We start from the raw sequence: 20990 nt of genomic DNA on the forward strand, positions 1-20990 counted from the left end.
ACGCAGACGTGATCAAACAAACCGATGACAGTCGCAATCACCAGTTTCCTGATCTTTGCCGCCAGCCAGGTCGGCACGCCGGGACCGGCCAACATGGTCCTGCTGGGTACTGGTGCGCGATTTGGATTTCGCGCCGCGTTGCCTTTTGTCGGGGGTGTTATCCTTGGGAAGCAGTTGATCATTTGGCCGGTCGGCATTGGATTGCTGCATCTCGCGGATCTGGCACCCGCGGTGTTTACGGTGCTTAAATACGCGTCAGCGGCCTATATTTTTTGGCTGGCGTGGAAGATCGCCAACACGCGCTTGTCGCGACAACAGGCTGAAGGGAACGCCCCCGGCTTTCTGGCCGGACTGATTGTTCATCCGCTCAACCCCAAGGCCTGGGCCATGATCATTGCCGGGTTCACCGGGTTCGTGGCTGCGGGCGCCCCCAGTTTCGAAGCGACGTTTACGATTGCTCTGTGTTTGTTGTTTTGCCAGGTGATCCTTCATCCGATCTGGACTTTTGCGGGCGATAGAATTGCCCATGCGGTTGAAGGACGACCCGTTGAAAAATATCTGATGTGGACGTTGGCAGGCCTGACGGTTGCGTCCGTACTTTTCGTGTTGTTCGGAGGAGGAACACACTCATGAAACTTGAAACAATAATAAATCAGCCGGTCATAGAAACCGAGCGGTTCGATCTGCGCCCTCTGCGTCGGTCGGATATGGGGCTGATCGAGCACTATGCCGGCGATGAGCGTGTGGCACGCATGACGACGAGTATTGCACATCCTTTGGCCCCCGGCTCGACCGAGGCCTTTGTGACGCGCTCGATGGCCGAGGACCGGGACGAGGACGTATGGGTCATGGATGCCACCAAAGACGGCGGTCCGGAACTGATTGGTCTGATCACGCTGAAGCGGCTGGATCGGAACCAGTCCGAAGTCGGCTATTGGGTGGCGCCGATCTACTGGAACACTGGCATTGCGTCGATGGCTGTCGAAGCACTGGTAAATGCCAACCCGCTGAAAAACGCGACGATGTTTGCCAGCGTGTTTCAAGACAATCCGGCGTCGGCCCGGGTCCTGACTCATTGCGGGTTCCAGTATCTTGGCGATGCAGAAAGCTATTCGGTGGCGCGTGATGCGAATGTGCCCACCTGGACATACAGTAAAAAACTCTGACTTGTGGCCGATGGGGCCTTTGCAGTAGGGGACAGACCATGAAATTTCTCGATCTTGCAAAGGTCTACATCCGGTCCGGGGCCGGCGGTAGCGGCTGCGTCAGCTTCCGACGCGAAAAATACATCGAATACGGCGGCCCTGATGGCGGGGACGGCGGTAAGGGCGGTTCTGTCTGGGCCGAGGTCGTGGACGGGCTGAACACCCTGATCGACTTCCGGTATCAGCAGCATTTCTTTGCCAAGAACGGCCAGCCGGGCAGGGGGCAGCAACGTACCGGCAAGGATGGCGATGACATTGTCCTGCGTGTGCCTGTTGGCACCGAGATCCTGGATGAGGATGAAGAAACCGTCATCTGCGATCTGACCGAGGTGGGACAGCGCGTTCTACTGGCGAAAGGGGGCAATGGCGGTTTCGGCAATCTGCACTTCAAATCGGCCACCAACCAGGCCCCCCGGCGTGCAAATCCGGGGCAGGCGGGCATTGACCGCACGATCTGGCTGCGTCTGAAGCTGATCGCCGATGTGGGCCTGCTGGGCATGCCGAATGCAGGCAAATCGACCTTTCTTGCAGCCACGTCAAACGCGCGGCCCAAGATCGCGGATTATCCGTTTACCACGCTGCACCCAAATCTGGGTGTCGTGGGGGTCGACAACGTGGAATTCGTGGTGGCTGACATCCCCGGCCTGATCGAAGGCGCGCATGAAGGACGCGGGATAGGCGACCGCTTTCTTGGTCATGTTGAGCGCTGCGCCGTGCTGCTGCATCTTGTCGATGGTACCTCGGAAACGGTAGCCGATGATTACCGCACAATTATCCACGAGCTGGAGGCCTATGGTGGCGAACTGGCCCAGAAACCCCGGATCACCGTCCTGAACAAGGTCGATGCACTGGATGACGAAGAACGTGATTTGGCCAAAGCCGAGCTTGAAGAGGCCGTTGGCGGCCCTGTGATGATGATGTCCGGTGTTGCTCATCAAGGTGTAACCGAGGTTTTGCGTGCGTTGCGCGGCCAGATCGATGACAATCGTGTTCTTCAGAAATCCGCTGAGGAGACGCAGCCTTGGCAACCCTGACTTCAGCCCGCCGATTGGTTGTCAAAATCGGGTCGGCTTTGCTTGTTGATCGCGAAACCGGCCTGTTGCGCAAGGAATGGTTGTTTTCGTTGGCGCAGGATGTCGCATGGCTCAAGGGGCAGGGGATAGATGTAATCCTCGTCTCGTCCGGGTCGATTGCACTGGGCCGCGGCGTTTTGGGGCTGTCCATGGCGACATTGCCTTTGGAAAAGTCGCAAGCTGCCGCTGCCGTCGGGCAAATTCGTCTGGCGCGCGCATATGAAGAGGCGTTGACGCCTCATGGGATCACCACGGCGCAGGTTTTGGTGACATTGGAGGACAGCGAGGATCGCCGCCGCTATCTGAATTCACGCGCGACCCTGGAAACTCTGCTGGGTTTGGGTGTCGTGCCGATCGTCAACGAAAACGATACCGTGGCAACGGATGAGATCCGGTATGGCGACAATGATCGTCTGGCCGCGCAAATCGCGGTGACCGTGGGGGCGGACCAGTTGATCCTGCTGTCGGATGTCGATGGTTTCTATTCGGGCAACCCCAACGAGGACGCCTCGGCCACGCGTTTCGAAACAATCGACAAGATCACGCCCGAGATCGAAGCCATGGCGGGCGATGCGGGCTCTGGTTTGTCAAAGGGCGGAATGAAGACAAAGCTGCTGGCCGCCAAGATGGCCACCGCGGGCGGATGTGCGATGGCGATCACGGAAGGGTCGGTTCTGAACCCTCTGAAAACGCTGGAAAATGGCGCAAACTGTACGTGGTTTACCGCAACGCTGGATCCGCACGCTGCGCGCAAGCGCTGGATTTCAGCCATGAAACCGCGTGGCGAAATCACCATCGATGAAGGGGCTGCCAACGCCCTGGCAAATGGCAAAAGCCTGTTGCCCGCGGGTATTGTCGAAGTGACCGGCGATTTCGGGCGCGGCGACCCTGTCGCGATCCTTGACCCCAAAGCCCGCCGGCTGGCGCAGGGGATCAGCCGTTACACCGCGCAGGAGGCTGACGCGATCAAGGGGCGCAAGTCGTCCGAGATCGAGGCGACCCTTGGATATCCCGGCCGTGCGGCCTTGATTCACCGGGATGATCTGGCCCTGTAAATACTGAAAAGACGACCTGAAAGGCACGCGACATGAAAGATTTCGACAGCATTCCCGCTCTGATGGCTGATCTTGGGAAACGTGCCAAAGCGGCATCGCGCGATCTGGCTTTTGCGAGCCCAGAACGCAAACATGCCGCCCTGATTGCAGCGGCCGACGCGGTTTGGGCCAATCGGGCGCAGATCATCGAAGCCAACCGGAAGGATCTGGAGTTCGGCCGAGAAAAAGGTCTGAGCCCGGCGATGATGGATCGGCTGATTCTGGATGAGGCGCGTGTTCAGGGCATAGTCGATGGTCTGCGCGCGGTGGCTGAACAGACCGATCCGGTGGGCGAAGTGCTGGCCGAATGGGACCGCCCGACCGGATTGAAAATCCAACGCGTACGCACCCCGTTGGGTGTGATCGGCGTGATCTATGAAAGCCGCCCCAATGTCACGGCCGACGCAGGTGCGCTGTGTCTGAAATCCGGAAATGCCGTCATTCTGCGCGGCGGCTCCGAGAGCTTTCATTCTTCGACTGCTATTCATGCCTGCCTGGTCGAGGGGCTGAAGGCCGCCGATCTGCCGGAAGATGCGATTCAACTGGTGCCGACGCGTGACCGTGCGGCGGTTCAGGAATTGCTGACCATGACCGACTATGTCGACGTCATCGTTCCGCGCGGCGGCAAGGGGTTGGTCGGGCTGGTCCAGCGTGAGGCCCGTGTGCCTGTTTTTGCCCATCTTGAAGGCATCGTGCACATCTATGTCGACAAGGCCGCTGATCCGCAGAAAACGCTGGACGTGGTGTTGAACGCCAAGACGCGCCGTACCGGGATTTGCGGCGCTGCCGAATGCCTGCTGATCCATCAGGACATCGCCGAAACGCTGGGGCGTGACGTGATCGCCGCGCTGCTGAAAGCAGGGGTCGAGGTACACGCCGAAGGCGCACTTGCGGTCGAGGGTACAATTCCCGCGACGGCGGAGGATTGGGGAAAAGAGTTTCTGGACAGCGTGATCGCGGCCAAGCCCGTCGTCGATATCGACGCCGCCATCGCGCATATCCAACATTACGGGTCGAACCATACCGACTGTATCATGACCGAGGATGACAGGGCCGCGGCCCGTTTCTTTGAGCGCTTGGATAGCGCGATTCTGATGCACAACGCTTCGACTCAGTTCGCCGATGGTGGTGAATTCGGGATGGGCGCCGAGATCGGTATCGCCACGGGCAAAATGCATGCCCGCGGCCCGGTGGGGGCCGCCCAGTTGACCAGTTTCAAATATCTGGTGCGCGGGAACGGAACGATTCGGGATTAAAAACGCAGCACAAGGCGGGTCGCAGCGGTTTCCACGGAAACGCGCCGACCCATCGCGTTTGCCGTTTCCGGCAGCAGAGCGAACTGGACCTGTGCGGGGGTAATCTTGTTGGGGAACCGGCCGGTTGCAACGTGTTTCCATAAGGTATTGTCTACGTTCAACTTGTCGGCAGTTCCGGTCACTGTCCAATTGGCGCCTTGGTTCTCGATCTCAACCTCTCCGCCCATCGGCATGGCACTTTCGCAGCACATGAGCGCAAGGAACGCCAGCTTGATTTGGTTGCGCGGCATGGGCTCGGTCATAAACCAGTTTACCCGCACCCGTCCGGTGCGTTCGATGTCCTTGAGCAGTTCGGCCACTTCGGCGCGGCCCAGCGGCTGTTCTCCTGCTGATCCGAAGGCAACCCGAAAAAACCGGATACGCGCGCCCGCACTGCCGACGCTGCCCGAGATCAACTCCATCTCGGGGCCCTGGACAGCACCAACCATGTCCAACAGCTCCAGCCCGTTGGTGATCGCCCCGATCGGGCTGATCAGATCGTGGCAGATCCGTGAGCCGATCAATTCAGCCAGGTTGACGTTCGTGTTGCCCATGCATACCTCCTGCGGTATCTGCCGCAGGAACCGGAAGCCCCAAATGACAGACATGAATGCTATTCTTGCACCGGGCATGTTTGTTCGCCACCCGGATTTCCCCGAATGGGGTGTCGGACAGGTTCAGTCCAACATCGCAGGCAAGATCACCGTAAACTTTCGCGAGCAGGGGAAAGTGGTAATCGACGGAACACGCATCGCCCTGATGCCGGTCTTTGATCCGTGAAACTGGTTTAAGAAGAGTTAACGGAAAAGACCAGATTCCCACTTGTTGCCTTCCCCCGAAGAACTGAGGTATCAGCCGCGTTGATAAAACAGGATTGATAAGTCTGACATGCCGGACGCTGGCCCCTCGTTCACGATCAAACTGGCGGAAACCCAGGACGAACTGCGCGCAGCGCAGCGGTTGCGTTATGACGTATTTGTGCGCGAACTCGGCGGAGGAGGGGCTCTGGTCGATCATGTGGCCGGGCTGGAACGGGACCGGTTTGATCCCTATTTCGATCACATGCTGGCCCGTGATGATGCGACCGGAGAAGTTGTCGGCGTTTACAGGCTGTTACCGGGGGATCGCGCCGCTGAGTTGGGGCAGTTTTATTCCGAAGACGAATACGATCTGAGCATTCTCAAGCAAAGTGGCCGCAAGTTGCTGGAACTGGGCCGGTCGTGCCTGCACAGGGACTACCGGGGCGGTACGGCCATGTATCATCTCTGGAATGGTCTCTCTCGCTATGTGGCCGAACGCCAGATCGAAGTTCTGTTCGGCGTCGCCAGCTTTCACGGCACGGATGTTCAGGAACTGGCCCAGCCGCTGTCGATGCTGCATCACAATCATCTGGCGCCGCCAGACCTGCGGGTGCGCGCCCAGCCGAGCGTGTTTCAGACCATGGATATTGTCGCACCGGACGCGCTGGATCGTCGCCGTGCCATGGTGCAGGTTCCAGCCCTGATCAAAGCCTATCTGAGGCTTGGCGGGTTTGTGGGTGAGGGGGCGTTCATCGATCATTCCTTCAACACCACCGATGTGTGCCTGATCCTGGATACGAGCCGTATGAACGAGCGGCAGAAGCGCATCTATGGCGGAGCTTGATCCGGTGAATGATCCGCTTTGGAACAGTGAGGATGCGCCGGATCCGATCGAACTGGGTTTTGTCGGCTGGATTCTGGTGATCCTGAGGGGCTTGCCCTTGGCCATCCTTGTGTTCGGTGGGCTGATAGTTCTATTGGCCATTCGACTGATCGAGTTGCCGCTTTTCGGTGTTCGTCGCCCCGTCACACCGTTCATCAGCCAGTTCGTGTGCCGAAACGCGTTCCGAATCCTGGGAATCGGATTTCGCTGCTCGGGCGCGTTGATGAAGGAACACGGTGCCGTTGTCGCCAATCACACATCCTGGCTGGATATCTTTGCCTTGAACGCCCGCAAAAGGGTCTACTTCGTGTCCAAGGCAGAAGTTGCGAACTGGCCGGGTATCGGATGGTTGGCACGGGCCACCGGGACCGTATTCATCGAGAGGGATCGCAAAAAGGCCCGCGAGCAGACGGCGATCTTCGAAGAACGCCTGAAGGCCGGACATAAGCTGTTGTTTTTCCCAGAGGGCACCTCGACCGACGGATTGCGTGTTTTGCCATTTAAAACAACGCTTTTTGCCGCTTTCTTCGCAGACGAGCTGCGGGATTTTATGTATGTTCAACCGGTCTCGGTGGTGTTTCACGCGCCGAAAGGTCAGCCTGACCGGTTCTATGGCTGGTGGGGTGATATGGATTTCGCGCCCCATCTGCTCAAGACATTGGGCGCGCGCAGGCAGGGGTCCGTTGAACTGATCTATCACGCACCCGCCCGGGTCAGGGATTTTGCCAACCGCAAGGAACTGGCGGCCCATTGCGAGGCAGCAGTGCGCCACGCGCATGCATTGGCGCGGCTTGAAAAATAAGGGTTTGACCCTTGCGCTGCCTTCAAACCTGCCGTATACGCGCGCCATTCAAACCCGCAGGCGGGGTTTGGGCCTTGTAGGGGAGACATCCCTATCTGGCCCGCCGGTTGGAGCATTCGCTTCTTTCACCCCCGCCGAGGCGTAAACCGGAAAAGGAAAACATAGCATGGCTCTTCCCGAGTTCACCATGCGTCAGCTGCTGGAAGCTGGCGTACACTTCGGTCACCAGACACAGCGTTGGAATCCCCGCATGGGCCCGTTCATCTACGGCTCGCGCAATGGCATCCACATCATGGACCTGACCCAGACCGTTCCGATGCTGGACCAGGCGCTGCAGGCCGTTCGTGACACCGTTGCCAAAGGCGGCCGCGTTCTGTTCGTTGGCACCAAGCGTCAGGCTGCTGGCCCGATCGCGGAAGCGGCTGAAAAGTCGGCTCAGTACTACATGAACCACCGCTGGCTGGGCGGCACGCTGACCAACTGGAAAACCGTTTCCCAGTCGATCAACCGTCTGAACCAGATCGACGAAGCGATGGAATCGGGCGCCGAAGGCCTGACCAAGAAAGAGCGTCTGGGCATGGAGCGTGACCAGGCCAAGCTGCAGGCTTCGCTGGGCGGTATCCGCGAGATGGGCGGCGTTCCTGACCTGCTGTTCGTTATCGACGTCAAGAAAGAAGCACTGGCCATCGCCGAAGCCAACAAGCTGGGTATCCCGGTTGTGGCTGTGGTTGACACCAACTGCTCGCCCGACGGCGTTGACTACATCATCCCCGGCAACGATGACGCAGCCCGCGCCATCGCGCTGTACTGTGATCTGGCCGCACGTGCCGCTCTGGACGGCATGACCGCTCAGATGGGTGCGGCAGGCGTTGACCTTGGCGCATTCGAAGAAGCACCGGTTGAAGAAGTCGTTGCAGAAGAAGCGCCCGCCGAAGCAGAAGCCGCACCGGAAGCCAAAGCCGAAGCGTAAGCTGCCCGTCACGTAAATGACATATGGGGCAGGGTATGACCTGCCCCAATTCCGTTTGAATTGAGGAGAGCCTAAAGATGGCAATCACAGCAGCAATGGTTAAAGAACTGCGCGACTCGACCGGCGCAGGCATGATGGACGCAAAAAAAGCGCTGACCGAAACCGGCGGCAACATGGACGAAGCCGTTGACTGGCTGCGCACCAAAGGTCTGGCCAAAGCGGCCAAGAAATCGGGCCGTACCGCAGCAGAAGGTCTGGTTGCAGTCCACGTCAACGGTGGCAACGGTGTTGCTGTCGAAGTGAACTCGGAAACCGACTTCGTTGCGAAAAACGCCGAGTTCCAGGAAATGGTTGGCAAGATCGCATTTGCCGCAGAAGGCGTTGCAGATGTTGACGCGCTGCTGGCTGTTGATCTGGGTGGCAAATCCGTTGCCGACACCCTGACCGACAAGATCGCCACCATCGGCGAGAACATGTCGGTACGCCGCATGGCCAAACTGTCGGGCGACACTGTTGTGTCCTACGTCCACAACGCAGCCACCAACGGCATGGGCAAAATCGGCGTTCTGGTTGCTCTGACCGGTGGCGACGAAGCGATCGGCAAGCAGGTTGCAATGCACATCGCGGCTGTGAACCCGGCGGCCCTGTCCGAAGCAGACATGGACCCGGCAATTGTCGAAAAAGAAAAGCAGGTCCAGATGGACATCGCCCGCGAATCCGGCAAGCCGGAGCAAGTGATCGAAAAGATGATCGAAGGCCGTATGAAGAAGTTCGTCGCGGAATCGACTCTGCTGAACCAGCAGTTTGTCGTGAACCCTGACCTGACCGTCGAAGCAGCGGCCAAGGAAGCCGGCGCAACCATCACCGGCTTCATCCGTCTGGAAGTTGGCGAAGGTATCGTGGTTGAAAAAGAAGATTTCGCTGCTGAAGTCGCCAAAGCCGCGCAAGGCTAAAACGTTACAGGGAAAGTACCGGCAACGGCCTTTCCCAACAAATCTAAAGGGTTACGCACTGCGTAACCCTTTTTTTCTGCCACCGGCAAAAAGCATACTTCCATAAGTAGAGAAGGATTGGAGGGCCCCGCATGATGGGGATGGTCGAGGCCCCCCAAAATTCCGACACCGGTACGCGGACAAATAAGCGCCCCCTTGTCAGAGTGATCGGAGAGCTTTGTTATTGCAAAGATCCAATCCAATGTTCCCTGGCTAAAGCCACCACTCACGGAACACTCTCACTTTGCAACTTTTACGATTGGTTTGAAAAGTAGTGATTTCCTTACCTAGGGTAAACTGACGCGGGATAGCGTCAAAATATTGCGGTTATGCTTCCATAATGAACATCTGGTTGTGCAGTGACGCCTTGAGAACCGCTTGTGCCGTCGTTTCGACCGAAAGCGCCTCGCGCGCGAGTCGCAGGTGCTTCTCTACCGTTGCAGATGTCAGTCCCATCAACAGCGCGATATCCTGAGTGGTTTTCCCGTCACCAACCCACTGCAAAGCTTCGCGTTGGCGTTTGGTAAGTGCCCGGTTCGGCGGAAGAAACGGCAATGTCAGGATTTTCAGGTGGGCGACATTGTTCATAAGCAGAATGTCGTCGCCGTGCTCTTCCCAGACCGCATCCACATCTTCCTGGCTCAGCCCATCATTGGCCGACAGGGAAATCGCCCCCTTCGAGCGCATGGAAACCGAGTTGAAGCTTACGGTATAGCCGGAAACCACGCCCATGGATTTGTTGAACTCGAAAACTTCGCGCTCCTTCGCGGTCATCGTTCCGCCCGAGCTCATGTCCTGCAACATTTTCCAGCTGGCGGCGCCTTCGTTGTCCAAGGCCCACTTCAACATCGGAGCGTGAAAATACAGACCATCCTTGATGAACCCGTCCACATAAGCCCGTTTGTGGTTCGTCAGGATTACGAAATCTTCCGGGTCACCCAAGGACGTGGCCGTCCGGAATTGCGTGTACCCATAGATCAGGCGGGTAAATCCGAACTCGGCCATTTGGCGGCAATGTGCGTCCCACAGGTCTTCCAGGGTTTTGGCGTAGCTGACAAAGCGAAGATATTCCTTGAGCTTCATGTCGCGCTGCCCGCCTTCAGATGGGCCGCGAGCGCGTCCAGCGCGAGGATATAGCTGTGGGCACCGAAGCCACAGATCTGACCCAGTGCGACAGGGGCTATGTAGGACCTGTGCCGAAAGGCTTCCCGGGCATGAATGTTGGAAAGATGCACTTCGACAACCGGCAGTTCCACCGATGCAATCGCATCCATAAGGGCAATCGACGTATGCGTGAACGCGCCTGCGTTCAGTATCAGCCCGCTTTGTACACCGCGGGCCGCGTGAATGGCGTCAAGCAGCACACCTTCGTGATTGGATTGCAGGTGGGTGACGTCCAGCCCAATGGAGGCGCCATGCTGAACGCAACGGTCCTCGATCATATGTAGTGTCGTGCTGCCGTAAACCTCGGGCTGCCGTGTGCCAAGCAGATTGAGGTTTGGGCCATTCAATACCAAAACGTTATGCATGTTTTCACGATCCCCATACTTGGTTCATAGACGCGAAAAGGCCGGGTTGTCTACCTGACTTTGGTGGATTGAATACAGACAGTTGCCCTGAAAACAGACCTTGAGATGGAAGAGTAAACCAAGGTCAGTCCTTCGACATGACGACACCGCGCGCCCGTTGGGGCTCGGGCCGTACATTTACGTCCGTTTTTCGTTTGCGGGAAAACAGGTTTTGAACGCATTGTCGTCGGTTTCAGTATCGGAACATTGAAACTATCCGGGCTTATCGGCCGGCCCTTTGCGACGCTGAGTAATCCTTGCAAACCGTGTCTGATGCGATTGAAGATTGTCATGTGGAATTTTGGTGCAACCCGGTTTCGCGCCAACGCAGCGGACGGCTAATTGCTGTAAAGACGACAAGGTTTTGAATCTGGTCGGAATGCAACCGAAATCAGATTTTGCAGAGGAACACGACAATGACCCCCGATACCCTTTTCTCGCTGCCCGGCAAAACCGCATTGGTCACCGGAGGCGCCACGGGTATCGGTCGGATGGCCTCAGAGGCGTTGGTCAGGGCCGGCGCGCGCGTGTTGATCGCTTCTCGGAACGGGGACGCGTGTGTCGCGGCCGCCGCCGATCTGAATGCACTGGAGGCACCGGGAAGTGCCGAAGGGTTTGCCGGAGACATCGGCAGCGAGGCAAGTATAGCCAAACTGGTTTCGGACATTCAGGACCGGACGGAAAGGCTTGATATTCTTATGAATAATTCTGGCGTGACCTGGGGAGCACCCATGGGCCAATTTCCGTATGACGCGTGGGACAAGGTGATGTCGGTTAACGTGGCCGGGGTATTCGAGCTTACCCAGAGGCTGCTGCCGATGTTGATGCAATCCGGAACCGCAGACGATCCGGCCAGGGTCGTGAACGTCGGGTCCGTGATGGGAGAGGTTCCCATGGGGGATGGCGCCTATAGCTATTCAGCCTCCAAGGCTGCGGTACTGCATCTGACAAAAATCATGGCCAAGGAACTGTCGCCCTACCACGTAACGGTCAACGCGCTGGCTCCGGGGCCGTTCGTATCGCGGATGACAGCCTTTGCTACGGCGGATGAGGACAAGCGTGAAAAGGTCGGCAAGTCAGTGCCGCTTGGGCGCGTCGGCTGTGACGAAGATATAGCGGGGTGCGTGCTGTTTCTGTGCGGACGAGGGGGCAGTTATGTAACCGGTTCGATTATCCCGGTTTCTGGTGGGATCAACGTTGTAACATCGGGCAATATCTTCGCCGAAGCCTTCTGAGTCGCGCTGCGGTCAAAGCCGCTCCTGCTCACAACGTGTTGGATTTGTTTCGTTTCTTGTTTTTCGACAGCTCAATTTCCAGGTTCGGCAAGCTGTTCTTGCCAAAGAACATTTCAGAGCCGTAAAACAGGCTGGGAACGCCAAAAACGCCGCGGCGCACGAACGATTTGGTCTGATCCTTCAGGTCCTGTTTGATTTCAGGGCTTGTCATGGCCTCGCGCAACTTGCGAACCGGCAGTTCGTTTTCGTGTAGAATGTCAATCAGAACGGCCAGCTCATCCGCCTTTTGCCCATGCACCCATATGGCATCAAATATGGCGTTTATGTACTTGATTTCCCATGATTTACCGCTGGCGAACCGGGCGCCGCGCATCGCAAATTTCGTATTGATCGGAAAATGCGGGCTCATGTGAAAGCTCAGCCCGCGACGCCGCGCGAACCGATGCAAGTCGTGGGTAAGATAGGCGGTTTTCTGGCGGTTTTCGGAAAACGCCTGAAACGGGCTTTGGTTATGCGTTGCCTTGAAAACAACAGGCAGAAGGACGGGGGAATACGTGATCTTGGCATTATGCCGCGCGGCCAGCTCTGGCAGCATCTTGTGGGCCAGAAAGGCATTTGGGCTGCAAAAATCGTAAACGAAATCTAAGCTTTGCGTCATGCTATTCCTCCCGGCCAATACGGCACGTCGCCGTCCAACAATTTACAAGCGAATCTGTGACGGTTTCACTGTATCACTTGGATTTAAGGCGTGCCTCTTGGCTCTGCATGTATAACCATTCATTTCAGCCTGGGTTTTGCTGTTGTTTCAGGCCCTACGCGTACACGATATTAGTCAACTTCTGGTGGAACTCAAAAATGCTTCGAAAACAAGTCATGTTCGATGAAACGCGCCTGAACCGGATTCGCATCTGGATGGACCGCTATGTTGAGCAGCGCAAATACGCGGGCTCGTCCTTTTTGCTGAAGCACAAGGGGGATGAGGTCTTTTTCCACTCCAGCGGCCTGCGAAATCTTGAACAGGACTTGCCGTTCCAACGCGACGCGCTGGTACGCATCTACTCGATGACCAAACCCGTCACGTCTGTTGCCTTGATGATGCTGGCGGAACGTGGGCTGTTTCACCTCGACGCGCCGCTGTCGGATTTCCTTCCCGAGTTCAAACAGATGCAGGCTCTGGTACCCGGCGCGGACAAGCTGGATCAAACCGAGGACGCGGCAAGCCCGACCCTTCATCAGTTGCTGACCCATACTGGCGGTTTCAGCTATCCGTTCAATCCCGGGATACTACCGGAGGCGATGGATGAAAAGGACCTTATTTTCAAGCCAAATCAGGGCCTTCTGAAAGATCGCGTACGTGAACTGGCAGAGTTACCGTTGGCTTTCCAGCCCGGAACACGGTGGGAATATTCGGTTGGAACCGATGTGCTTGGGCGCGTTGTCGAGGTCGTCTCGGGACAGACCCTGGAACAATTCTTCCGGCAGGAAATCCTGGCGCCCCTCGAGATGCGCGAAACCGGGTTTTCCGTGCCGGCCGGGGCAGGGGACCGGTTCGCCTCGCTTTATACGCCGCTGGCTGGCGACGCGATGGCGTTGAATTCCGCGGACCAAGGAGGCGATACCTTGCGTCTGGTGGATGCCCACGAAACCTCTCCATTCGCGAATGCGACAACGTTCTCGGGCGGCGGTGGGCTGGTTTCCACAATCGATGACTATGTCAAGTTCGTTGACATGCTTCGCAATCGTGGGTCCGGCAACGGGCATCAACTGTTTGGCCCGAAAACGGTGGACTTCATTATGCGCAACCACTTGCCGGGTGATATCGCTTCGATGGGACCAAAGAGCTTTGCGGAACAGCCCATGGAAGGCATGGGATTTGGCCTTGCAGGGTCGATTGTCCTCAACCCGGGTCGGGTGCGCGTGCCAGGGTCCGTCGGTGATTTCAGCTGGGGTGGCATGGCCTCGACCTATTTCTGGATCGACTGGCAGAACGATCTGACGGCTGTGTTCTTCACGCAATTGTCGCCGTCCAGTTCCTATCCATCCCGGGCTGAACTCAAGGCCTTGGTGCACGCCGCCATGATTGAATGATATTGCTTAGGCTGATACCCGGGTTTCGATCAATTAGCCCATGAGCAGACAATGACCGAAGCGGAACGCATCTTATTGGACCTTCTGGATATCGAACGGCTTGAAGTCGATCTTTTCCGCGGCACAGGATCGGGTGGAGAAACACCGACCCGAATTTTCGGCGGTCAGGTCATCGCGCAGGCCCTTGCCGCAGCATACAAAACCGTGGAAGACCGGTTGTGCCATTCCCTGCACGCCTATTTTATCCGCCCCGGGGATCCAGATAAACCTGTTATTTATCAAGTGGATAGGGCGCGTGACGGCGGGTCGTTCACAACCCGTCGCGTTGTCGCCATTCAAAATGGAAAGCAGATCCTGAACATGTCAGCTTCCTTTCACGTTCAGGATGAAGGTTGGGATCATCAGCATCCGATGCCAACCGTGAATCCTCCGCAGACGTACCCATCGCGATCCGAGCTTCGACACGCATATGTGGATCGCGTGCCCGAAGGTTTTCGCGGTGAGCTTCTGCGTGAACGCCCGATCGAAGTCCGCGAGGTGGACCATCTGGATCCGTTCAACCCCGAAGTGTCGGATGACCGCAACAAAACCTGGTTTCGCATGGCGGCTGCCGCGTCTGCGGACGCAAAAACTCAACACCTGCTTTTGGCCTATGCGTCTGATATGAACCTGATGTCGTCAGGTTTGCGACCGCACGGGCTAAGCTGGTTTTCCGGAGAGTTCAACGGCGCCAGTCTGGACCATGCTTTGTGGTTTCATGCACCTGTGAAATTTCAAAACTGGCATCTGTACGTGATGGATTCTCCGTGGACGGGGCAGGGACGCAGCTTTAATCGCGGATCGATCTATTCAGAAGACGGAACCCTGGTCGCGTCGGTAGCTCAGGAAGGTCTTATGAGGAAGGTTCAGAGAAAACGTCAAGTATCCGGCGTAAAGTGTTGATTCAACTTTCGCATTCCGCCCAGCCAGCGATCGTAGTCGGCCGCTTTGAGTTGCAGGTAATCCAACACCTGCGGATGCGGAAGAACCAGAAATCGTTCTTCCCGGATGGCTTGTAAGCAGGTTTCAGCGACGTCTTCGGGTTCCAGCATTCCGTCGATCGATGCTACTGAAACCTCATGTCCTTCAGTCATTTTCGACCGAACCGCCTGAGGACAAAGAACCGAAACCCGCAGACCTTTGGCGCCATATGTCAGCGACAGCCACTCGGCAAATCCGACCGCCGCGTGTTTCGTGACACCGTATGGCGCCGCACCGGGTTGGTTCAGCAAACCCGCCGCAGAGGCCGTCGTCAGAATATATCCGCCGCCGCGACCGATCATACGAGGCACCAAATGGCGCGCGGTCCACACGTGGGACATCACGTTGATTTTCCAAATTTTTTCCCATTGATCATTGGGAACATCCAGACCGCCAAGCGTCAGGATTCCGGCATTTGCACAGAACAGATCAATTGGGCCAACAGTATCTTCGGTGGAATCAATCAACGCTTTGATCTGTTCCTCATCCGAAACGTCACATGTGAAGGCAACGCCGCCAGTTTGGGTTGCGACTTCACGGGCTCCGGCCTCGTCAATATCCGAACAGATGACGCGCGCACCTTCCTGAGCAAAACGTTCCGCCAAACCCCGGCCAATGCCATCTGCGGCACCGGTCACGATGACAGTTTTATCTCTGAGCTCCATGGCGCGTTCCAAAACTAGTTTTGCGTGTTCTGGGCAGAGTGTTCACTTTGCGGCCAAGTTACAAGGAACTACTAATTACCATAATACCGATTATGCGATATCTAATGCCGCCACGGTGCGCGCGACCCACAAATACGGCTCCTGACAAAATTCAAACGATTTTGGCGTCATGCGCACAGGATGTGGTTACCCCAAGGCGTATCCAGCGCCGCGGACGGTTCGTACTGGGTCGGTCCCGCCATATTGCGTCAGAGCTTTGCGCAATCGCCCGATATGCACATCAACGGTTCGCGTATCGACATAGATGTCGCGACCCCAAACCCGGTCCAGCAATTGCTCGCGGCTCCAGACCCTGCCCGGCTTTTCCATGAATGTGCTGAGAAGCCGGAACTCGGTCGGCCCAAGTTTTAGGGGTTTGTTGTCCCGGCTAACCTTGTGCGTCTCGGAGTCAAGAATGATGTCATCGAATTCCAGGCGCAAACCAACGGTCGAAGGACGGACGCGGCGCAATTGCGTGCGAACGCGCGCCATCAGCTCGACCACGGAATATGGCTTGACCACGTAATCATCCGCGCCGGTTTCAAGACCGCGAACTTTGTCGACTTCCTCGGTCCGGGCCGACAACATGATAATCGGGATTGAACGCGTGTCCGGGCGGCTTTTCAGGCGTCGGCAGACCTCGATACCGCTCAGATTGGGCATCATCCAGTCCAGAACAATGATGTCCGGACAGTCTTCGTCTACCAACAGCATGGCTTCTTCGCCGTTGCCAGCCTTTGAAACCCGAAACCCTTCAGCTTCAAGGTTGTAGGCCAAGACTTCACGCTGGGCCATTTCATCCTCTACAACCAGAACGGTAGGTTGATCTGCGGACATCTCACTCGTCTCCTACACGGTTTGCGACGTGTTGTCAGCCTTGGGCCGGGCTTCGGCCGGGCGGTCGCCGGTGACCAGATACACGACCTGTTCGGCGATCGAGGTTACGTGATCGCCCATGCGTTCGATGTTCTTGGCAATAAAATGCAGGTGCATGCAGGCCGAGATATTGCGTGGGTCTTCGGCCATGAACGTCAGAAACTCCCGGAACAGCCCGTTATACATCTGGTCAACCTCTTCATCACGGTTGATGACGTCTGTGGCCAGTTCCGCATCGCGCTGGATATAGGCATCCAGTGCATCACGCAGCATCCGTTCGACCTCGCGTGCCATACGGCGCAGGGCCGCAGCGCTTCCGTTGATCTCGCTGGCATTGACCAGAACCGTGGTTCGTTTGGCGATATTCTTGGCATAGTCGCCAATACGCTCAAGGTTGCCGGATACCTTCAGAACCGACAGGATCAGCCGCAAGTCACCGGCGGTGGGTGCACGCAGCGCAATCAACCTGGCCGTTTCTTCGTTGATCAGTTCTTCAAGCGCGTCGATGGCTTTGTCGCCTTTTCGCACCTCTTGCGCCAACTCTTCATCGCGGGTTTCCAGCGAGCGGGCCGCGCCTATGATGGCGGCCTCGACCAGCCCGCCCATCTTCATGATATGCGCTTGGATCGCCTCGAGGTCGCGATCAAAAGCAGTTGCAATATGTTGTTCGCTCATTGTCAGATACCTGTGCTTAGCCGATGCGGCCGGTAATGTAGCTTTCCGTGCGCGGATCTATCGGATTGGTAAAGATCTGGCCGGTTTCACCGAATTCAACCAGGTTGCCCAAGTGGAAAAAGGCCGTTTTCTGACTGACCCGTGCCGCCTGCTGCATCGAGTGGGTGACGATCACAACGGAAAACCGCGACCTCAGTTCGTCGATCAACTCTTCGACCTGTGCGGTCGCAATCGGATCAAGGGCCGAACACGGCTCGTCCATCAACAGAACTTCGGGTTCGGTGGCGACGGCCCGGGCGATGCACAAACGCTGCTGCTGGCCGCCGGACAGGCCGGTTCCAGGTGCATCCAGACGATCCTTGACCTCATCCCAGATCGCGCCGCGGCGCAAGGATTTTTCTACGATTTCATCCAGTTCCGCCTTGTTGCGGGCCATGCCGTGAATGCGCGGGCCATAGGCCACGTTGTCGTAGATCGATTTCGGGAACGGGTTGGGTTTTTGGAACACCATCCCGACCTTGGCGCGCAACTGGACCGGATCGACACGCTTGTCATAGATGTCTTCACCATCCAGCAGGATGTCGCCCTCGACGCGGCAGATATCGATGGTATCGTTCATCCGGTTCAGGCAGCGCAGGAAGGTGGACTTGCCACAACCAGATGGCCCTATGAAGGCCGTGACGGTCTTGTCTTCGATCTCAACGCTCACGTCCTTGATGGCGTGGGTTTCACCGTAGAAAACCTGTACGTTCTTGGCGTTGATCTTGATGTCTTTGGAGTCCACGGTTCTCTCCACTCGTGTCATGTCGTTCATTCCAGCCCCCATTTACCAGCGGCGTTCGAAGCGGCGGCGCAAGATGATTGCGATGATATTCATGGTCAGCAGGAACATCAAAAGTATGATGATCCCACCCCACGCCTTCTCGTAAAAGCCAACGTCAGCACGTGCGGCCCATGTATAGATCTGGGCGGGCATGGCTGAATTCGGCTCGGTAAAGCCTGCCAGAAAGCCGTCAGGATAACCGCGCGCGACAAATCCAACCATGCCGATCAGCAAAAGAGGTGCGGTTTCTCCCAAGGCTTGCGCCAGACCGATGATGGTACCCGTCAGAATGCCCGGCGCAGCCAGCGGCAGCACGTGGTGAAACACCGCCTGCATTTTTGACGCCCCTACCCCAAGCGCCGCGTCGCGGATCGACGGAGGCACGGCCTTCAAAGACGCGCGGGTCGAGATGATGATCGTCGGAAGCGTCATCAGGGTCAGAACCAGACCGCCGACCAGCGGTGCCGATTGCGGCAGGTGCATGAACTGAATGAAAACGGCCAGGCCCAGAATACCGAAGACGATGGACGGAACCGCGGCCAGGTTCGAAATGTTCACTTCGATCAGGTCGGTCAGCTTGTTCTGCGGCGCAAATTCTTCGAGGTAGATCGAAGCTGCAACGCCAATCGGCAGAGACAGACACAGAACGACCAGCATCATGAAGAATGATCCCACAACCGAGACACCGATGCCTGCGCCGCCGGGGTTGTCCACGCCTGCGTCCGCTCCGGTGATGAAGGGCCAGTTGAATGCCTGCTTGATGATGTCGGCCTGTTCCAGCGCATCGACCAGATCCAGATCGCTTTTTTGCAGAAACCGGCTGTCTTGTATCGTGTCGCGGGATACGCGGCCTTTGAAGTATCCGTCCACCCGGCTGGATGCTGCCAGATCGAATTGAACCGGCTGGCCCAGCTTGTCAGGGTTTTCTGTATAGAAGGTCCGGATCGTTCCGCCGACTTTACCCAAAAGACGCTCGATCGCGGCCTCATCAAAATCAACGCTGATTCCGCGTTCAGCAAGTTCACTGTTCAACTGGGCGACGAACAAGTCGGAATAGACTTTTGTCTTGAACAGGGCCCCTTCGGCCTCGTCCCGCTGCGGTTCGGTCAGTGTGAATTCAATGCTGACGACCGTGCGTTGGAAGGCCGGAATCCCCTGCGACAGGATCGAAGCGAACAGAACAACCAGAAAGAACAGACCGGTTGCGATTGCGGCGATGCCATAAGCGCGGAACCGTTTCTCGGCTTTGGCACGTTTCGTCGTACGTTCATCCGGAGCCGTAAGCGAGATCATATGGCGACCGGATTGGGGGCTTTGCATACTGGTGTCGGTCATTCGTACTGCTCCCGATACTTGCGCACGATATACAGGGCACACACGTTGAGCCCCAAGGTTAGAATGAAAAGGGTCATGCCAAGTGCGAAGGCGACCAGCGCCTCGGGCGAGGCAAAGTCGGCGTCCCCCGTCAACTGGCTGACGATCTTAGCTGTCACGGTTGTCATGGCTTCGAACGGGTTCAGGCTGAGGCGGGCCGCGGCCCCTGCCCCGAGAACCACGATCATGGTCTCGCCGATGGCGCGCGATGCCGCCAGAAGGATCGCGCCGACGATACCGGGCAACGCGGCGGGCAGAACGACCTGACGGATGGTTTCCGATTGCGTGGCGCCAAGACCGTAGGAACCATCGCGCATTGCCTGCGGCACGGCGTTGATGATGTCGTCAGACAGCGATGAGACAAACGGGATCAACATGATCCCCATCACCAGACCCGCAGTCATGACGGCGGTGCCGGCTTTCATCCAGCCCAGGCCATTTTCACCAAAAACATCCAACAGCAGCGGACCAACGGTCAACAAAGCGAAGAGACCGTAAACGATGGTCGGAATCCCGGCCAGCACCTCAAGCAGCGGCTTGGCGACAGAGCGCAAGCGGGGCGAAGCGTATTCGCTGAGATAGATCGCGGCAAACAACCCGATCGGCACTGCAACCAGCAACGCCACGACAGAGATGTAGAGCGTCCCCCACAGCAGCGGCAAGATACCAAGTTCGGACAACCCGCCGCGGCCCGAAAAGCTGGGTGCCCAGGTCATGCCGAAAAAGAAATCTGACGCCGGGTATAGTTTGAAGAACTCCCAGGTGTTGAACACAAGAGACAGGACAATGCCCACCGTTGTTAGAATGGCAACCGACGCGGCCGCCATAAGCAGGACACGAACCCCCTGTTCCACAACGTTGCGCGCACGGTATTCGGCGTTGGTTTGCAACCAGCCCGCTACGGCACCGATCAAGGCAACCGCGACAACGGCAATGGACATGATCGCATACCCGGTCGAGCTCATGGCGCGATAGCTCTGCGCAGCGCGCAATACCGGTTGAGTGATGTCCGAGGTCACCACCTGCCCCGCGTCCTTCAAAAGTTGGGTGATATCGGCGACATTCGCATCGGCATCACTGGCGGCGTTCTCGGTCAGGTTTCCTTGCGCAACCGCATTGTCCAGCCCGGCGGCGGTGCGGCGTACTTCGGCCATCACCAGGCTGCGAGAGGAACCTTCCTTTATCACGGAGTCGGATATCATGCCCGACACCTGCGTATTGAGAAAGAAAGGCTGCGCCAACAGCCACACGATCAAGAGGCCGAAGGCCGGCACAAGCGTCTTCAGCGCAACGTTTGCACCGTAAAATGATGGCAGGGAATGCAGATTCCGACTGTCACCACCAGCGTTTTGCAGCGCGCGTTTGCGTCCCAACAGATAGCCGACAGCCGCGATCGCCGAAACGATCAGAAAGAGCCAAAGTATCGGCATAACACCCCCATTGCCTTCGATTGCGTGTAGTAAAAAGACAGTGAAGGGGCGACTGATCCGTCGCCCCTATTTGCGTTAAACTG

General features: G+C 57.3%; 23 protein-coding genes. 13 read left to right on the forward strand and 10 right to left on the reverse strand.

Going from position 1 to position 20990, the window contains the following annotated elements; all coding sequences use genetic code 11:
* The first annotated feature begins 24 nt into the window (after positions 1-24).
* The 5 genes from ACR3E6_RS13410 to ACR3E6_RS13430 are packed head-to-tail and all read left to right on the forward strand — an operon-like array spanning position 25 to position 4628.
* Positions 25-633: a LysE family translocator gene (locus ACR3E6_RS13410; protein WP_480487545.1), complete on the forward strand. Its 609-nt coding sequence runs from the start codon at positions 25-27 to the stop codon at positions 631-633.
* Positions 630-1166, forward strand: coding sequence for a GNAT family N-acetyltransferase (locus ACR3E6_RS13415; RefSeq protein ID WP_152457964.1), 537 nt, complete (start codon positions 630-632; stop codon positions 1164-1166). The genes ACR3E6_RS13410 and ACR3E6_RS13415 overlap by 4 nt, the downstream gene beginning before the upstream one ends.
* Before the next feature lie 38 nt (positions 1167-1204).
* Positions 1205-2239, forward strand: coding sequence for a GTPase ObgE (obgE, locus tag ACR3E6_RS13420; protein ID WP_171632510.1), 1035 nt, complete (start codon positions 1205-1207; stop codon positions 2237-2239).
* Positions 2227-3333, forward strand: a complete 1107-nt coding sequence (gene proB, locus ACR3E6_RS13425; protein WP_171632507.1) for a glutamate 5-kinase — start codon at positions 2227-2229, stop codon at positions 3331-3333. The genes obgE and proB overlap by 13 nt, the downstream gene beginning before the upstream one ends.
* A gap of 32 nt (positions 3334-3365) precedes the next feature.
* On the forward strand, positions 3366-4628 hold the full coding sequence (locus ACR3E6_RS13430) for a glutamate-5-semialdehyde dehydrogenase (protein ID WP_480487548.1): 1263 nt from the start codon (positions 3366-3368) through the stop codon (positions 4626-4628).
* Here ACR3E6_RS13430 and ACR3E6_RS13435 read toward each other — a convergent pair.
* Complete coding sequence (locus tag ACR3E6_RS13435) at positions 4625-5221, reverse strand: histidine phosphotransferase family protein (protein ID WP_480487550.1); 597 nt, start codon at positions 5219-5221, stop codon at positions 4625-4627. The two genes, ACR3E6_RS13430 and ACR3E6_RS13435, sit on opposite strands and share 4 nt — an antisense overlap.
* Positions 5222-5264: 43 nt before the next feature.
* Between ACR3E6_RS13435 and ACR3E6_RS13440 the strand changes: the two genes are divergently transcribed.
* The 5 genes from ACR3E6_RS13440 to tsf all read left to right on the forward strand — a co-directional run bounded on the left by ACR3E6_RS13440 (position 5265) and on the right by tsf (position 9075).
* Positions 5265-5447 carry a DUF3553 domain-containing protein gene (locus tag ACR3E6_RS13440; protein ID WP_050602459.1) on the forward strand — a complete coding sequence of 61 codons (183 nt, stop codon included), beginning with the start codon at positions 5265-5267 and terminating at the stop codon, positions 5445-5447.
* 108 nt (positions 5448-5555) lie between these two features.
* Positions 5556-6311, forward strand: coding sequence for an L-ornithine N(alpha)-acyltransferase (gene olsB / locus ACR3E6_RS13445; RefSeq protein WP_171632503.1), 756 nt, complete (start codon positions 5556-5558; stop codon positions 6309-6311).
* On the forward strand, positions 6298-7152 hold the full coding sequence (gene olsA / locus ACR3E6_RS13450; protein WP_210092353.1) for a lyso-ornithine lipid O-acyltransferase: 855 nt from the start codon (positions 6298-6300) through the stop codon (positions 7150-7152). The genes olsB and olsA overlap by 14 nt, the downstream gene beginning before the upstream one ends.
* 166 nt (positions 7153-7318) lie before the next feature.
* On the forward strand, positions 7319-8122 hold the full coding sequence (gene rpsB, locus ACR3E6_RS13455) for a 30S ribosomal protein S2 (RefSeq protein ID WP_171723284.1): 804 nt from the start codon (positions 7319-7321) through the stop codon (positions 8120-8122).
* 77 nt (positions 8123-8199) lie between these two features.
* Positions 8200-9075: a translation elongation factor Ts gene (gene tsf, locus ACR3E6_RS13460; RefSeq protein WP_480487553.1), complete on the forward strand. Its 876-nt coding sequence runs from the start codon at positions 8200-8202 to the stop codon at positions 9073-9075.
* 366 nt (positions 9076-9441) lie between these two features.
* On the opposite strand, the gene ACR3E6_RS13465 is transcribed toward tsf, so the two are convergent.
* The gene (locus tag ACR3E6_RS13465) at positions 9442-10197 is read right to left on the reverse strand and encodes an autoinducer binding domain-containing protein (RefSeq protein WP_171632496.1); all 756 of its coding nucleotides are present in this window, start codon (positions 10195-10197) and stop codon (positions 9442-9444) included.
* On the reverse strand, positions 10194-10643 hold the full coding sequence (gene aroQ, locus ACR3E6_RS13470; RefSeq protein WP_171632493.1) for a type II 3-dehydroquinate dehydratase: 450 nt from the start codon (positions 10641-10643) through the stop codon (positions 10194-10196). The genes ACR3E6_RS13465 and aroQ overlap by 4 nt, the downstream gene beginning before the upstream one ends.
* Positions 10644-11098: 455 nt before the next feature.
* On the opposite strand from aroQ, the gene ACR3E6_RS13475 reads away from it, so the two are divergent.
* On the forward strand, positions 11099-11917 hold the full coding sequence (locus tag ACR3E6_RS13475) for an SDR family oxidoreductase (protein WP_171723281.1): 819 nt from the start codon (positions 11099-11101) through the stop codon (positions 11915-11917).
* A 28-nt stretch (positions 11918-11945) separates the two neighbouring features.
* On the opposite strand, the gene ACR3E6_RS13480 is transcribed toward ACR3E6_RS13475, so the two are convergent.
* Positions 11946-12575 (reverse strand): 2-hydroxychromene-2-carboxylate isomerase, encoded by a 630-nt coding sequence (locus ACR3E6_RS13480; RefSeq protein WP_171723280.1) that lies wholly within the window; start codon positions 12573-12575, stop codon positions 11946-11948.
* Positions 12576-12790: 215 nt separating this feature from the next.
* Here ACR3E6_RS13480 and ACR3E6_RS13485 point away from each other — a divergent pair, with 215 nt between their 5' ends.
* Positions 12791-14005, forward strand: coding sequence for a serine hydrolase domain-containing protein (locus ACR3E6_RS13485; protein WP_480487556.1), 1215 nt, complete (start codon positions 12791-12793; stop codon positions 14003-14005).
* 51 nt (positions 14006-14056) lie between these two features.
* Positions 14057-14947 carry an acyl-CoA thioesterase gene (locus ACR3E6_RS13490; protein ID WP_171632482.1) on the forward strand — a complete coding sequence of 297 codons (891 nt, stop codon included), beginning with the start codon at positions 14057-14059 and terminating at the stop codon, positions 14945-14947.
* Here the strand turns inward: ACR3E6_RS13490 and ACR3E6_RS13495 are convergent.
* The 6 genes from ACR3E6_RS13495 to pstC form a co-directional block, all read right to left on the reverse strand.
* Positions 14923-15690, reverse strand: a complete 768-nt coding sequence (locus ACR3E6_RS13495; protein WP_480487558.1) for an SDR family oxidoreductase — start codon at positions 15688-15690, stop codon at positions 14923-14925. The two genes, ACR3E6_RS13490 and ACR3E6_RS13495, sit on opposite strands and share 25 nt — an antisense overlap.
* Positions 15691-15876: 186 nt before the next feature.
* Complete coding sequence (phoB, locus tag ACR3E6_RS13500) at positions 15877-16566, reverse strand: phosphate regulon transcriptional regulator PhoB (protein WP_152457978.1); 690 nt, start codon at positions 16564-16566, stop codon at positions 15877-15879.
* A gap of 12 nt (positions 16567-16578) precedes the next feature.
* A complete protein-coding gene (phoU, locus tag ACR3E6_RS13505; protein WP_171632476.1) occupies positions 16579-17280 on the reverse strand; it encodes a phosphate signaling complex protein PhoU in 702 nt (233 codons plus the stop codon).
* Between the two features lie 16 nt (positions 17281-17296).
* Entirely contained in the window at positions 17297-18094 is a 798-nt protein-coding gene (gene pstB / locus ACR3E6_RS13510) for a phosphate ABC transporter ATP-binding protein PstB (protein ID WP_152457980.1), read from the reverse strand.
* 12 nt (positions 18095-18106) lie between these two features.
* Positions 18107-19438 carry a phosphate ABC transporter permease PstA gene (pstA, locus tag ACR3E6_RS13515; protein WP_480487561.1) on the reverse strand — a complete coding sequence of 444 codons (1332 nt, stop codon included), beginning with the start codon at positions 19436-19438 and terminating at the stop codon, positions 18107-18109.
* Complete coding sequence (pstC, locus tag ACR3E6_RS13520) at positions 19435-20907, reverse strand: phosphate ABC transporter permease subunit PstC (RefSeq protein ID WP_480487563.1); 1473 nt, start codon at positions 20905-20907, stop codon at positions 19435-19437. The genes pstA and pstC overlap by 4 nt, the downstream gene beginning before the upstream one ends.
* Positions 20908-20990: the final 83 nt, after the last annotated feature.

The organism is Ruegeria sp. AL3, assembly GCF_056536065.1.

Coding starts and splice junctions, on each gene's coding strand:
- ACR3E6_RS13410 (WP_480487545.1), top strand. CDS start 25: ATGACAGTCGCAATCACCAGTTTCCTGATCTTTGCCGCCAGCCAGGTC.
- ACR3E6_RS13415 (WP_152457964.1), top strand. CDS start 630: ATGAAACTTGAAACAATAATAAATCAGCCGGTCATAGAAACCGAGCGG.
- obgE (WP_171632510.1), top strand. CDS start 1,205: ATGAAATTTCTCGATCTTGCAAAGGTCTACATCCGGTCCGGGGCCGGC.
- ACR3E6_RS13430 (WP_480487548.1), top strand. CDS start 3,366: ATGAAAGATTTCGACAGCATTCCCGCTCTGATGGCTGATCTTGGGAAA.
- ACR3E6_RS13435 (WP_480487550.1), bottom strand. CDS start 5,221: ATGGGCAACACGAACGTCAACCTGGCTGAATTGATCGGCTCACGGATC.
- ACR3E6_RS13440 (WP_050602459.1), top strand. CDS start 5,265: ATGACAGACATGAATGCTATTCTTGCACCGGGCATGTTTGTTCGCCAC.
- olsB (WP_171632503.1), top strand. CDS start 5,556: ATGCCGGACGCTGGCCCCTCGTTCACGATCAAACTGGCGGAAACCCAG.
- olsA (WP_210092353.1), top strand. CDS start 6,298: ATGGCGGAGCTTGATCCGGTGAATGATCCGCTTTGGAACAGTGAGGAT.
- rpsB (WP_171723284.1), top strand. CDS start 7,319: ATGGCTCTTCCCGAGTTCACCATGCGTCAGCTGCTGGAAGCTGGCGTA.
- tsf (WP_480487553.1), top strand. CDS start 8,200: ATGGCAATCACAGCAGCAATGGTTAAAGAACTGCGCGACTCGACCGGC.
- ACR3E6_RS13465 (WP_171632496.1), bottom strand. CDS start 10,197: ATGAAGCTCAAGGAATATCTTCGCTTTGTCAGCTACGCCAAAACCCTG.
- aroQ (WP_171632493.1), bottom strand. CDS start 10,643: ATGCATAACGTTTTGGTATTGAATGGCCCAAACCTCAATCTGCTTGGC.
- ACR3E6_RS13475 (WP_171723281.1), top strand. CDS start 11,099: ATGACCCCCGATACCCTTTTCTCGCTGCCCGGCAAAACCGCATTGGTC.
- ACR3E6_RS13480 (WP_171723280.1), bottom strand. CDS start 12,575: ATGACGCAAAGCTTAGATTTCGTTTACGATTTTTGCAGCCCAAATGCC.
- ACR3E6_RS13485 (WP_480487556.1), top strand. CDS start 12,791: ATGTTCGATGAAACGCGCCTGAACCGGATTCGCATCTGGATGGACCGC.
- ACR3E6_RS13490 (WP_171632482.1), top strand. CDS start 14,057: ATGACCGAAGCGGAACGCATCTTATTGGACCTTCTGGATATCGAACGG.
- ACR3E6_RS13495 (WP_480487558.1), bottom strand. CDS start 15,690: ATGGAGCTCAGAGATAAAACTGTCATCGTGACCGGTGCCGCAGATGGC.
- phoB (WP_152457978.1), bottom strand. CDS start 16,566: ATGTCCGCAGATCAACCTACCGTTCTGGTTGTAGAGGATGAAATGGCC.
- phoU (WP_171632476.1), bottom strand. CDS start 17,280: ATGAGCGAACAACATATTGCAACTGCTTTTGATCGCGACCTCGAGGCG.
- pstB (WP_152457980.1), bottom strand. CDS start 18,094: ATGAACGACATGACACGAGTGGAGAGAACCGTGGACTCCAAAGACATC.
- pstA (WP_480487561.1), bottom strand. CDS start 19,438: ATGACCGACACCAGTATGCAAAGCCCCCAATCCGGTCGCCATATGATC.
- pstC (WP_480487563.1), bottom strand. CDS start 20,907: ATGCCGATACTTTGGCTCTTTCTGATCGTTTCGGCGATCGCGGCTGTC.